At 43.0% G+C, this 12796-nt stretch carries 10 protein-coding genes; 9 read left to right on the top strand and 1 reads right to left on the bottom strand.

Going from position 1 to position 12796, the window contains the following annotated elements; genetic code table 11:
* Positions 1-3 precede the first annotated feature (3 nt).
* From EJL91_RS08505 to EJL91_RS08465, 9 genes are all read left to right on the top strand, one after another.
* Entirely contained in the window at positions 4-741 is a 738-nt protein-coding gene (locus tag EJL91_RS08505; protein WP_125141512.1) for a flagellar hook-basal body protein, read from the top strand.
* A 25-nt stretch (positions 742-766) separates the two neighbouring features.
* The gene (locus EJL91_RS08500) at positions 767-1561 is read left to right on the top strand and encodes a flagellar hook-basal body protein (RefSeq protein WP_125141511.1); all 795 of its coding nucleotides are present in this window, start codon (positions 767-769) and stop codon (positions 1559-1561) included.
* Positions 1562-1674: 113 nt separating this feature from the next.
* Complete coding sequence (locus EJL91_RS08495) at positions 1675-3393, top strand: DUF342 domain-containing protein (protein ID WP_125141510.1); 1719 nt, start codon at positions 1675-1677, stop codon at positions 3391-3393.
* Complete coding sequence (locus EJL91_RS08490; RefSeq protein ID WP_125141509.1) at positions 3393-4796, top strand: antitoxin; 1404 nt, start codon at positions 3393-3395, stop codon at positions 4794-4796. Before EJL91_RS08495 ends, EJL91_RS08490 begins: the two co-directional genes overlap by 1 nt.
* Positions 4783-5211: an EscU/YscU/HrcU family type III secretion system export apparatus switch protein gene (locus EJL91_RS08485; RefSeq protein WP_125141508.1), complete on the top strand. Its 429-nt coding sequence runs from the start codon at positions 4783-4785 to the stop codon at positions 5209-5211. The genes EJL91_RS08490 and EJL91_RS08485 overlap by 14 nt, the downstream gene beginning before the upstream one ends.
* A 46-nt stretch (positions 5212-5257) precedes the next feature.
* Complete coding sequence (locus EJL91_RS08480) at positions 5258-5908, top strand: PilZ domain-containing protein (RefSeq protein ID WP_125141507.1); 651 nt, start codon at positions 5258-5260, stop codon at positions 5906-5908.
* A 226-nt stretch (positions 5909-6134) separates the two neighbouring features.
* Positions 6135-7184 carry a M15 family metallopeptidase gene (locus EJL91_RS08475; protein ID WP_243125283.1) on the top strand — a complete coding sequence of 350 codons (1050 nt, stop codon included), beginning with the start codon at positions 6135-6137 and terminating at the stop codon, positions 7182-7184.
* A 279-nt stretch (positions 7185-7463) separates the two neighbouring features.
* A complete protein-coding gene (locus tag EJL91_RS08470) occupies positions 7464-8675 on the top strand; it encodes a flagellin N-terminal helical domain-containing protein (RefSeq protein WP_125141506.1) in 1212 nt (403 codons plus the stop codon).
* A 67-nt stretch (positions 8676-8742) separates the two neighbouring features.
* Positions 8743-10845, top strand: a complete 2103-nt coding sequence (locus EJL91_RS08465) for a tetratricopeptide repeat-containing glycosyltransferase family 2 protein (RefSeq protein WP_125141505.1) — start codon at positions 8743-8745, stop codon at positions 10843-10845.
* A gap of 76 nt (positions 10846-10921) precedes the next feature.
* On the opposite strand, the gene EJL91_RS08460 is transcribed toward EJL91_RS08465, so the two are convergent.
* The gene (locus EJL91_RS08460; RefSeq protein ID WP_125141504.1) at positions 10922-12796 is read right to left on the bottom strand and encodes a glycosyltransferase family 2 protein; all 1875 of its coding nucleotides are present in this window, start codon (positions 12794-12796) and stop codon (positions 10922-10924) included.

The raw sequence follows: 12796 nt of genomic DNA, 5'->3' as shown, positions 1-12796 counted from the left end.
AGTATGTTTTCAGGATTTTATACGGCGGCCTCGGGAATGCTGATGAACCGCCGGGCATTAGATGTAACGGCCGACAATATGGCAAACCAGAAGACGCCGGGATACCGTTCCAAACGCCTTGTGAGAACCACGTTTGATCAGCAGCTGGTGCGCCAGATGGGCGGCCGGACAACGCCGATCGGCCAGGGATCGCCGATTGCCATCGTAGGCCAGGAAGCGACGAATTTTGAAGAAGGAATTATCATAGATACGGATAACGCCTTTAATATGGCGATTCACGGTGACGGTTTCTTTGTCATCCAGGGAGAAAACGGAGAATATCTGACCAGAAACGGCAATTTTGAGAAGGATGAGGAAGGTTTTCTGGTGCTTCCCGGCAAGGGATACGTCATGGGAGACGCGGGTCCAATCGAAATTGGAGAGGACGGTTTTAACGTCGGGACAAACGGCGTCATTTACGACAATGAGGGCGGAGAATTGGATTTATTCCGCATTGTAGAGGCAGATAATTACGAGAATCTGACGGTCTATGACAACGGAATGTTCGGGGCGGGAACGGCACAGCTTACGGAGAGTTATCCGGAGGTGTACCAGGGAAAGCTGGAACAGTCCAATGTAAATTTAAACGATGAGATGGCGAGGACGATGGAAATACAAAGGGCATTCCAGTCCTGCAGCCGGGCAATCACGATTATCGATCAGATGAACCAGAAGACGGCATCGGAAATAGGAAAGATCTGATTCACGATCCGGGAGGATAGATAGTATGAGCAGTGCATTTTATTCAGCGGTTTCCGGCATGAAGTCATTTCAGGCCGAGCTGGACGTGACGGCTAATAACCTGTCAAACGTCAATACAACCGCTTTTAAAGCATCAAAGGTTTCTTTTGATGAACTTATGAAGACACAGATGGATACAAAGGTTGAGGGAGAACATCTGGTAGGACACGGAATTAAAGTCGGGCAGATAAAAACTAATGTAACGGCGGGCAATCTGCTCCCCTCCGACAGTCCGACAGATTTTGCCATTGTGGGAAATGCCTATTTTGCCATCGAGGGCGGTGAGGATGAGGAAGAACCCCTCTATACACGGGACGGATCCTTCCAGATATCGGCCACGGAAGACGGCAATTACCTGACTACAAAGGACGGCCATTATGTGCTCAGCATGGATGGCGACTACATAGAGCTGGAATATAAGACGGTGAAGGGTAAAGAGGAGCGTGAGGAAGATACGAACGTCCTTGACCTTGAGAACCTGAAAGACAAGATCGGCTTATTTACCTGCGATAACCCGGCAGGGCTTGAAGCTGCGGGAAATAACCGTTTCCGCACCAGCACCACCAGCGGTGAGTGGTATGAGGTGGATCAGGAAGAGGCCGATGAGGATGAATATGTAAGCAGCAGTCCCAAAATCATAGCACAGGCTCTGGAAGGTTCCAACTCGGATATCGGAACTGAGATGGTCAGCATCATTGAATCGCAGAGAGGATTCCAGCTTAACAGCCGGATCGTCACGGTGGCGGATCAGCTTGAGGAAATGATCAATAATCTGAGATAGGGATGTCTGCGTGTAATATGGGAGTATAATTGCGATATCTTTCTAATTAATGCGGCATGTACTTAAAAATGTCTCGCGGAATATGGACCGGAAATAGTAACAGGAGGGCTCTTATGGGACAGAAAAACCGGTTTTTCAGCTTATTTTCGAGAAACAGGAAAAATGGGGCAAGCGAGGAAGAAATAGAAGAAAAGCAACATGAGCCGGAAGAGAAAAAGAAATTCCGGCTTAAAGATCTGGATCCGGACGAGGGATACCTAAAGGAAGAACCAGAGGAACCGCTCAATAAATCATTCAACAGTATGAGCGATTTAATTGAGACCGTGGAAGACTGGAATGATACGGAGAAAAAGAGAGAGCTTGGAACAGAGGATACTTCCGGCTCTTCGCCGTCCGCCGGGAATGATGCCCCGGCGGGTGGGAATCCTGCTGAAAGCGATCAAGATGCAGAGGTTGAACCAAAAGATGCATTTGCAGAAATCGCAGTTGCAGAGGATAAGATGAGCGCCTCGATTCTGGTTAACAGCCCAGTGGGAGGCGGCCGGGACATTACGCTGCAAGAACTCCGGGATATGCTGGACCAGATGGGAATTGAATACGGAATTGACGAAGACAAACTGAAAGACATCGTGGAAAATGAGCTTTACAATCAGGTGTTCCAGTTTGCGGAGGGAACGCCGGCTATCGACGGAACCAACGGAAAAATCAAGGACTATTTTCCCAGGCACAAGGAAGTCAAGTTCGCCTCCAAAGAAAATGACAGCATCGATTTTAAAAGCACAAACTACATCCACAATGTAAAGGCAGGGGAGCTTGTCTGCGAACTGACCCCGCCGGAGCCGCCCCAGGACGGTGTGGATATCTTCGGCAACACGGTGTATGGAAAACCGGGCATTATGCCTCCTATCCCACAGGGAAAAAACGTAGTATACAACGAGGAAAAAGACAAATTACTCACGGGCTGCGAGGGGAACCTGTCGTTCCGCAGCGGCCGGTTTCATGTGGAAAAGATTTTAAATATCGGCGGAAATGTGGACAACTCGGTTGGAAATATCGATTTTACCGGAAGTGTCAGCATTAAGGGCGACGTTTTAGAGGGATTTACAGTAAAAGCAAAAGGCGACATTACCGTGATGGGTATTGTGGAAGGGGCAACCCTGATTTCCGGAGGCAGTATTACCCTCTATAAAGGAATGCGCGGAATGAAGAGCGGCGTTCTGGAGGCGGCCGGCGACATCACCGCCAAGTTCCTGGAAGACAGTAAAATCTACGCCAGGGGTGATATCCAGGCAGAATACATCATAAACTCGGAGGTATCTTGCGGTAATAACCTGACTCTGACGGGCAGAAGAGCCGCCTTTATCGGAGGAGTGTGTTCTGTTTATAATGTCATGAATGTAAAAACCGTAGGCGCCATGAGCCAGATTACGACGCTGGTGACGCTCGGTGTGACGCCGCAGCTTCTGGGAGAGGTGGAAAAACTGAAACAGGATATTGCAGACATCACGGCGCAGTTAGATGAGTGCAAAAAGAATATCACCTACCTGAACACCAGACAGAAGGCGGGGACCATCTCGCCTAAACAGACGGAAAAACTGAACGAATTAAAGATATGGCTGCCTATCAACACGATGAAGCAGAAGAAAATGAAAGATCAGATGCAGAAGCTGACCTTGCAGCTTAAAGAGGTCAAAAAATCCAGACTGATTGCCAGGGAAGTTTACGGCGGAACCATCATTTCCATCGGGGACAGCCGTCTGGTAATATCGAGAAAAGAAGAAAACTGCAGTTATTATTATATGGATGGGCAGATTAAGAGGGGATTGCGGTAATGGCAGATATACTCAGGGTGACGTCACCGGTGATAAGTAAAAATGTAGTAGAATCAAATAAACCGGTTGCGGATCCGTCCATTCCCTTTGATCTCCAGGAGATCAGCCACATAGTAAAGAATCCGAACAGCAGCGGCCTTTTAGGACAGCATAACGTGCTGCAGAAGGAGACGGGTTCCGCCATTCTGATGAACCTCCTAAAGGATCCCGACGTCACGGTAAATTACCTCAAAAACATCTATATGCTGGAGGAGATCATTAGTCTTCTTCCGGTCAATAATAAAACGGTGACACAGGAGATTCAGCAGCTATTCCAGTCCCTCCTGATTAAGCCGGATCAGATAGTGGAAGAGCTTCTGAAACAAGAATACGCATCCACCCTCTTTAAAGGACCGTTATTCGAAACTCTCAGAGGACTTCTGGCTGATAATCCCGGTATGTCGAAGGAGATTGCTGATCTCCTGAAATCGGTAAACGGGACCATTGCGAGACAGGACGTGATGAATTCGGCGGCAAACAGCCTGGAATATCTGAGCGACCAGCTTGCGGGAAGCAGCCGCCTGTCGGGGCGTATCAGTGACCTGCTGATGCAGCTTCGGGCGCCGGACAGCGCTTCGCATTTTCAGGCGCTAAAAGGAGAAATCCTGGAACTTTTAAAGGATCTGGAAAGCAGCATCCTCTACAGCCCGCAGATTGAGAAGGTAGTTCCCATCATCATTTACAACCTGTCGCGTTTTCAGGACAATGAGTCCTTTTTCCAGGAATCCTTGTTAAATGTGCTGATTCATATCAACGGCAGGGAAAACAAAGAAGAACTAAAACAGCTTATATTTGACTATATAGAGGGATTCCGATCCGGGGAGACGGTTAAAAACCGTTCCAGAATCATGGATGTCCTTGCCGAAATTATCGGAAAACAGGATCGGGAATCCGAGATGGCCAGCTTAAACGGTGACAAGATAGAAAAGATCATCGTGAGCCTGCTGTCATCGCCGTGCAACTACACGCCGCTGCTCCATTTTGTCATTCCCGTGGAATACCAGGGCCTCACTGCATTCTCAGAACTGTGGCTCGACCCCAATGACAGCGGTTCGAAGAATTACAAGGGCGAGAAAGACGGGGAAAGCCATGTTCATGTCCTAATCACTTTTGATATAAGTGGAATTGGCCAGTTTGAGGCCGAATTTATGGCGGACGGAAAGGAGCTGTCCTTTTACCTGTTCTGCCCCGGCGATTACGCCAGGATATTTGCAGGCCTGATTCCGGAATTCACCGGAATCATCCAGGAAAAAGGATACCGTCTGTCGGAGCTTAAGGTGGATAAACTCGATAAAAACCGCTCCCTGATGGACGTTTTCAAAAATTTACCGTATAAAAGGACTGGTGTCGATGTCAAAATCTAAGAAAAACAAAGCGGTTGCGCTTAAATACAACGCCGAAGAAGACACGTCCCCGGTGGTCATTGCCTCCGGTTACGGGACCGTGGCGGAAAAAATCATAGATATTGCCGAGAAAAAAGGAATCCCCGTATTCAAGGATGACAGCGCCGCCTCCCTTCTCTGTATGCTGGAAGTCGGGAGCAACATTCCGGTGGACCTCTACGAGGTCGTGGCAGCCATCTACTGCAGGCTGCTGGAGGCATCGGCCCAGATCAAGAGCGAGGAAGTCATCTCCCAGGCAAAAAAGCAGGAAACGGCAGGCAGAAAACTCTTAAGATCCCGTACCTCGGCCAGAACGGCGGAGCGGGCTAAGCGGGCGGAGAAGGAAGCCGGTGGGGAGCTTGGAGACAATGGGGGGGATGGGGAGAAACGGACTTAGAAGTAAGGTGTGATGATAAGTAAGGTGTGAAAAGGAGGTAGCATAAGTGGTTATATTACCGGATGATTATATTGGTTCTTCCTGCGTGATTAAATCGACCAGTAACGATCTGCTCACCATGGGTATTTTACATAAAGTCAAGGATACGTACATTGATATCAACAGTTCCAGAAATGAACTTCCTGAGATCCCATACAACATGGTGGTTAAGGTGGAAATCTACAACGCAAAGCAGGGATTCCGCGTGCTTGTGGGAAACGTATACCTGTCTACCTCTAAGATCGTCCGTATTATCAATCTGACGGAGGCGACCAACGACGAGAGACGCCAATACTTCCGGATCAGTTCCAGAAGCAAGGCCGTGATTCTCAGAATCAGTCACACCTATACCGACGAAAACGGTGAAACAGGTGAGTTGGAATATCTGAACCAGAACGTTCAACTGGTGGACATCAGCCTGGGAGGCCTGATGTTTAAATCAGATCTGGAACTGGGTATAGGAGACACCTTCGATATCGTCATAGAGGAGATGCGGGATTCCATGATTTACAACTGCACGATCCGCCGTGTTGTCCCAAGAGCTGATAACCTGGTGGGGTATGGCAGCGAGTTCATGGATATGACTAATCTGCAGGAGGATCTGCTGTATAAGTATATATTGAAGAGGCAGAATGATCAGTTGCGGAGAATAAGGTAAGATAAAGCTGGAAAAATCAGGATGCAGAAGACCAGAATGCGAAGATCAGCATGTAAGAGGTCAATATGTAAAAAGCCAGGATACAAAACCAGGACAGGTGGCAGAGCCAGGATACAAGAACAGGTATGGTTTGCTGGAGTGGTCAGTTAATAGATAGAGAATTGAGAGGGAAATCAGGTTGCATAGAAAAACTTCCCAGGATAAATTAGTGGTGAGGAGCAGGAGAATGATGATTTACACGTTTCTTCTGATCCTCGTGTTTACATATATAGGTGCCAGAGGACAAGTCAGGAGACTAAAGGCACAGGACGGCGCGGTGCTTGAAAAGATGGCAGAATCGCCGGAAGAACAGTTGACAGAACAGCCGAAGGACCCGGATGCCGGTGAACAGACGGGATTTTTTGCATGGGTGAAGGGACTGACTGATGGGAAAAAGGAAGTTGGAGGAGAAGACGAGGCTGAGGAAAAAGGCAAAGACGGAGGAAAAGACAGAGCTGGAGGAGAAGGCGAAGACGGAGGAAAAGACGGAGCTGGTGGAAATGGCGAAGTTGGAGGAAAAGCTGGAGCCGGACGAGAAGAACAAATTAGTAGTAAAAATGAGAATGACAATATAAAAGAAAATACATCATTAGCAGAAGATGCAGCGGTAAAAGAGGCGGCTGGAAACAGTGGGGAAACAGGCCCGGTGATCCGACAGGAGGATATGTGGGCATTGATTCTTACAAATGCCAGGTATCCGATTCCGGAGGATTATACCGTGGAACTGAAGGTTCTTCCGGGTACGGAACAGTCCGTGGACGCCAGAATCTATGACACCACACTTCGCATGATATCGGATATGAAAGCAGAAGGGCTTCGCCCGATTGTCTGCTCGGCTTACAGGACATTGGACCGCCAGGAGATACTGTTTAACCGGAAGGTAAAGAGCTATGTAAAGAAGGGATACAGTATGGAGGCGGCTTCCAGAGAGGCCCAGCATGTACTTTCAATTCCAGGTTCCGGGGAACACTGCCTGGGACTTGCCATTGACGTGTGCTCCCAGTCCTATCAGAGACTTGAAGAGGGATTTGAGGATACAAAAGAAGGAAAGTGGCTGCGGGAACACTGCGCAGAATACGGATTTATACTGCGGTATGATAAGGGGAAAGAAGAGAGTACGGGTATTAATTATGAGCCGTGGCATTTCCGGTATGTAGGTATCGATGTTGCAAAATATATCATGGAAAAGGGAATAACGCTGGAAGAGTTTTATATTGAGGAAAGTTTGTACGGTTAATGAGCCGGAACAACAGAACTGAGAATGAAAAAATAGTGAAAGATAAAAATGCACAAAATTGAGCGATCAATTTTGTGCATTTTTACGGTAAAGACTTTCCCATTCGGTTCGATATTTAAAGTAGGACGGTAAGGATGGTATGTTCTCACCAGTCTCCCTGCCAGACAGGGCCCGTTTGGCAGACAAACCGGGCAATGGAGAGCACGCTTGGCGCACTTTTCACTGCCACTCAAAAAAAGGACATGGAAGTCCGGAAAACTATTACATGGAGGTAATATTATGAGGATTCAGCACAACATTATGGCACTCAACTCCCAGAGACAGCTGGGTATCAACAACACAAATATTTCCAAATCTCTTGAGAAATTATCATCCGGTTACAGGATCAACCGCGCCGGCGATGATGCAGCAGGTCTTGCTATTTCCGAGAAGATGAGAGCTCAGATCAAAGGTCTGGAAACAGCAACTGATAATGCAAACGATGCAATTTCCCTGATTCAGACGGCTGAAGGTGGATTACAGGAAGTTCATTCCATGTTAAACCGTATGACGGAGCTGGCTACCAAGTCTGCTAATGGAACTTATGATGATGATGTTGACCGTCAGGCGATTCAGGATGAGTTTGATGCATTAAATGATGAAATTGATCGTATCGCTGATAGCACAAACTTTAATGGAATTAAACTTCTCGATGGTACTTTGAATAATGCTTCAACTGCAACTGTAACAGTAGGTACAGGAGCCAATACGTTCAGAGTAAGTGTAGGAAAAGATGCAGCGGGTAAAAAAATCACCATTGGTACTGATGATAGTAAAGCAGGAAATACAATTAATGCGAGTGTAGATTCAGCCGGTGAATTAAAAATTGTACTGGGTACTAAGGATAATGCATCCACATACTCTGCAAAACAGATTGAAGATGCTGTTAAAAATGCAGTACAGAAAGCTGTTGATGACGGAACTCTTACAAATAAGGATTTGGCTAACAGCCTGCTTTCCTTTAAGGCAGAAGGTCAGACAATAAGTTATGTTGCCGATGATACATCACAGGCCGGAACGGCGGAACCTACAAGTGCAGCTCTGGCAGGTGCGGCAGCGCTTAAACTTCAGATTGGTGATACAAATGACGGATACAATCAGTTGAATTTGACGATCAACGATATGAAGGCAGCCAGCTTAGGGGTAAGAGCGATCAGCGTAGATAAGCTTGATGATGCAACCGGCGCTATGAAAACGATTAAAGACGCAATTAATACAGTTTCTTCACAGAGAGGCCGCTTAGGCGCTTTACAAAATCGTTTGGAGCACACAATTAACAACCTTGGTGTTACAACCGAAAATATCACTGCAGCAGAATCACGTATTAGAGATGTAGATATGGCTAAGGAGATGATGACATTTACGAAAAACAGCGTTCTTCAGCAGTCTGCACAGGCAATGCTTGCACAGGCTAATCAGCAGCCGCAGTCGGTTCTCCAGTTGCTTCAGTAATTTGCCAAAAAATAAAGGCTGTGGAAATTTCCACAGCCTTTATTTTATAGTAAGGGGACATATAAAAATGAAATTATCAATAGGTTTGATTGTAAAAAATGAAGAAAAGAATCTAGATAGGTGCCTCACTGCACTCCAGCCTTTATTAAAAGGTGTTACTTCAGAATTGATTATAGTGGATACGGGCTCCTCGGATCAAACTGTAGAAATTGCTCATAAATATACAGAGAAAGTGCATTTCTTTGATTGGTGCGATGATTTTGCAGAAGCAAGAAATTATGTCCTTGATAAGGCAAAGGGGGAGTGGTTTCTCTATATAGATGCAGATGAATGGTTTGAAAGCGTATCTTTAATAGTAGCGTTTCTTAATTCATCTGAATCAGAATGTTATAATGATGCATGCTTCATTATAAGAAATTATGACTCATTTAGCAGAAGCAGCAATTATACGGAGGAATATATCAAACGCTTGTTCCGGAAACTTCCGGGAAGAAAATTCGAAGGAATAGTCCATGAACATGTGACGAATATGGGAAAATTAAAATTTATTGATGAACATATTAACCATTACGGTTATGTTCAGGATTCAACAAATTTCGAGAGGAATAAAAAAAATAAAAGAAATTTACCTCTTTTAATAAGGGAATTGGAAAAAGAACCGGATAACCTGTTGATGCTTTATCAATTAGCGCAGGAATATTTATGTCTTGATGACAAAGATAAAATTATACAAACCTGTAATAAAATTATCACAAAGTACAGTTCAGAAATTGATAATTACTATGTAATAAAAGCATACTGGATGTTAAATCAGGTATATATGTCCAGAGGCGAATATGAAAAAATTATAGATGTTGTAGAAAATTATATGGAAGACAGTAGGCAACATTATAATATCAAGATGCTGGATGTTCTCTGTCAAGCAATAGATGTTCTTTTACGATTAAAGGAGTATGAAAAAGTAACTAGAATGTTTGAACGACTATTTAGCTTACTCGGCGAGTGTGATGAAAGAATATCTCATGGAGAAGAAGGATTTGGAGCTTCTGTTTGGGCACAGGATGAGATGGAAAGAGAAAAACGGTTATTTCAGTTCGCCTTCTCTTTATTTCAGTGTAGAAGATACAGAGACAGTTTGGTTCATCTTAAAAATATAAAGGGTCTTTTGGGAGACAGGCTTATAGAGGAAAATGTTGAGTTATGGCATGACATACTGACAGAGACGGGGGAGTATGGAGAACTATGTAAATATTATTTAAAAGTAAAACAAAATAGTGGAAAAATGGAATATGTAAGTAAAATTATACTTAGCATATGGGATGGAGATTCCAAGTTGGGGGAGAAAACAGCACAGGGCTTTTTATCCCTTCCGGATGATGACGAATTTGTCCGTCTAATTAAAGTATATTATTATGCTGAAAAAAATGGAGCTGAAGTGATACCAGATCTGGAAGCTTTAATGGATACAATAACTCCCAGAAAAGAATATGGCAGACTTATTTATCTGGCTCAAAAATATGATGTTCCTTTAAAAAAATATATTGGGTCCTGTTCATCCGATGAGATTGCGGTTTTAGCATATCAAATGATTGAACTATACCAGCATAATGATGACAATAAAGACGCTAAATGTAGTGAAAATCTTACTATCAAAGAAGAGTTTTTTAAAATTAAAATGTTAGAGAGGCAACTTTTTGATATACATCTGACAAATGATAAGATTGAATTTTTATTCGACTGCTATACTCGGGATAAAATGAGATACTTGAGAAAGTTAATACGAAACGAGATGCTCAATGAAAATGAGTGTAATAACCTGCCTGGAGAATATTGCTTTGCTGTTTATTCCGAAGTTGCACTTGATTATTACGAAAAAAGAGATTTAAAAAACAGTTTTTATTATTATAGAAAAGCTTTGAAATGCTGGCCGTTTATGAAAGACATTATTAGTATTAAAACCAAAAGAATTAAAGCAAAATTTGAGAGTGAGAGAGAAGATAAGCAAGAGTTTGATGAAAATGCAATTAAAATAAAGAAGTATATATGGAAAATGATTCAGGAAAACAATTTTAAAATAGCGCAGGAAACACTTGGAGCCTATAAGAAAATTAATGCAACAGACAAGGAAATAGAAATTTTAGAACAGTCCTTGAATAAGGAAGTTAATTAAAATATTCTTCGAAAAAACTACCGGGGCTATTTATTGGTTATTAGCCTCGGCGTTTTGCTTTATAAGTTAATTTCAGCTACTTTTGACAACAAAATTTTAAGTATTTTGAAGAAAGAAGTGGTTTAGCGGTAGGATTATTTTTATCAGTCAGATGGTGGGCTTTAAATTCTTCTACACCTGACTGAGATTCCGGTTGTGTAGCACATTCCATGTTTGAAAATAAATTGGTTAATTTTTTTTGTAAAGAAGCGATATTTAAAAACCGTACAAATTCGCTGTTTTCTGGAAAAGATAGCATTAATAAGCTTTCCAGAAATGGCTTATAGTAAATATTTGATGCCGAGAATAAAAATCTTCCATCTTTTTTTAGAGATGTTACAGCTAATTCTAGTAATAAATTATAGTCTTCATACGTTTCTAAGGGCTTTCCGACATATATAAAGTCGAGGCGATTTTCTCCAATAGTTCTGAAAAGTGTTCTCCAATCCTTTTCAAAAAAACATTGTTGAGAGGCGGACTTTAAATCTTCGGCATACAATTGTTCATTGATGCTCAAATAGGCGGTTATTAGCATTATGTCAGTTGATTTTGAAAATCCAGCACCTATATTTTTTCGAAGTAGATTTATTAGCTGCCGGGGAGTATCCCCAAAACCACAGTCAATTGCAAGGATTGTTATGGGGGAGCCGGTAAAGTGAGAAAACCCCGCCGACTGAGCCATTGAAATAATTTGGTGGTCATAGCAATAATCTCGATCCCATGGATCCATATGATTTTTAAACTGGAACAGTTTTCTTCCGTCTGCCAGAGTGTTATTCTTCACCTGAGCTTCTTTTCCTGTTACACTTCCAAAATGGTAGCAATAAGTGTCCCTGCACAGCATCTGTTTGTATCCGGCTCGTCTGGCACGGAGGCTGAAGTCATCGTCCCAAAATTCCATCGTATAGAAAAGCCGATCGGAAAAGCCAATCTGATTGACAAGGACGGAGCGATATATGGCAATGACAGGCATAATTCTGGCGCGTTCTTCCCATAACAGAGGGTTACTTTGATTAAAGTGGTTAGTTACTTTTTCTAAAGAGGTAAATGTGTAAAAACCGTCCATATCACCTTGGTAATTGGAAGTATTGGGAGTACAGGGGGTAGCACTGATTAGTGTCGGATCTGACTCTATACAAGTAATCAGATTATCCAGCCACCCTTTTGTTACTAATGTATCATTGTTTATAAAGAGAAAATATTCGCCCTCACAAATGCGATATGCCAATGAAAATATAGTTGTCTTTACATTTTCCTTTAGTTCTATTACCTTATCAAAATTCAGGCTGTCAAAATAATCTTGTGTATCATCACTGGAACCATCATTCAGAAGAATAAACTCATATGAAAATTTCTCCAGTTCAGTATTCTGGAAGATACTGGACAGACACTGTTTTGTATATTCCAATTTGTTGTAAACGGGAATAAAAATGGAGAGTTTGTATTTTGGCTTTTTGTTTGCAATATAAGAATTGGCATGGTGTAGGGCGAATTCCTGTTTATAATAAAGTTCCATGGCATCTGGATTCGGATAGATAACGCCCCAAAAGTAAATTTCCTCGCTCAATTCCTGTAATATGGGACAGAGTTGGTACTTGAGTTTTATTATAGCTTTCCTATCCTGATTATTGTTGATCAAATCGGCTACACAAAACAAAGTATGGTTTATATTCTTTGACATTTCAAGATAACAGGCACGTCCTAGGAGCGGTTTCAAGCTATCATAATATTGCAGTAAAATGGAGGTTCCTGCTTCCAAATCATTAAAAAAAAGTTGATTTTTTTCATCGTTCTCATTTTTCTCGGTTAAGCTACAACAGAATTCTAGAGTCGTTTTTTCCATTACATTTATAAGGGATAATATTTCTCTTATGAGAGGTGTGGTAATGGTGGTTAAGTTGTAATTTATCAT

This window comes from Clostridium transplantifaecale, from assembly GCF_900626075.1.
Classification (GTDB): Bacteria; Bacillota; Clostridia; order Lachnospirales; family Lachnospiraceae; genus Otoolea; species Otoolea transplantifaecalis.
The sequence above is the reverse complement of the archived record's forward strand: the minus strand, read 5'-3'. Positions and strand labels throughout refer to the sequence as shown.

Excerpts from the sequence above, each read along its gene's own strand:
- EJL91_RS08505 (WP_125141512.1), top strand. The coding sequence starts at position 4 with ATGTTTTCAGGATTTTATACGGCGGCCTCGGGAATGCTGATGAACCGC.
- EJL91_RS08500 (WP_125141511.1), top strand. The coding sequence starts at position 767 with ATGAGCAGTGCATTTTATTCAGCGGTTTCCGGCATGAAGTCATTTCAG.
- EJL91_RS08495 (WP_125141510.1), top strand. The coding sequence starts at position 1,675 with ATGGGACAGAAAAACCGGTTTTTCAGCTTATTTTCGAGAAACAGGAAA.
- EJL91_RS08490 (WP_125141509.1), top strand. The coding sequence starts at position 3,393 with ATGGCAGATATACTCAGGGTGACGTCACCGGTGATAAGTAAAAATGTA.
- EJL91_RS08485 (WP_125141508.1), top strand. The coding sequence starts at position 4,783 with ATGTCAAAATCTAAGAAAAACAAAGCGGTTGCGCTTAAATACAACGCC.
- EJL91_RS08475 (WP_243125283.1), top strand. The coding sequence starts at position 6,135 with ATGATGATTTACACGTTTCTTCTGATCCTCGTGTTTACATATATAGGT.
- EJL91_RS08470 (WP_125141506.1), top strand. The coding sequence starts at position 7,464 with ATGAGGATTCAGCACAACATTATGGCACTCAACTCCCAGAGACAGCTG.
- EJL91_RS08465 (WP_125141505.1), top strand. The coding sequence starts at position 8,743 with ATGAAATTATCAATAGGTTTGATTGTAAAAAATGAAGAAAAGAATCTA.
- EJL91_RS08460 (WP_125141504.1), bottom strand. The coding sequence starts at position 12,796 with ATGATAAATTACAACTTAACCACCATTACCACACCTCTCATAAGAGAA.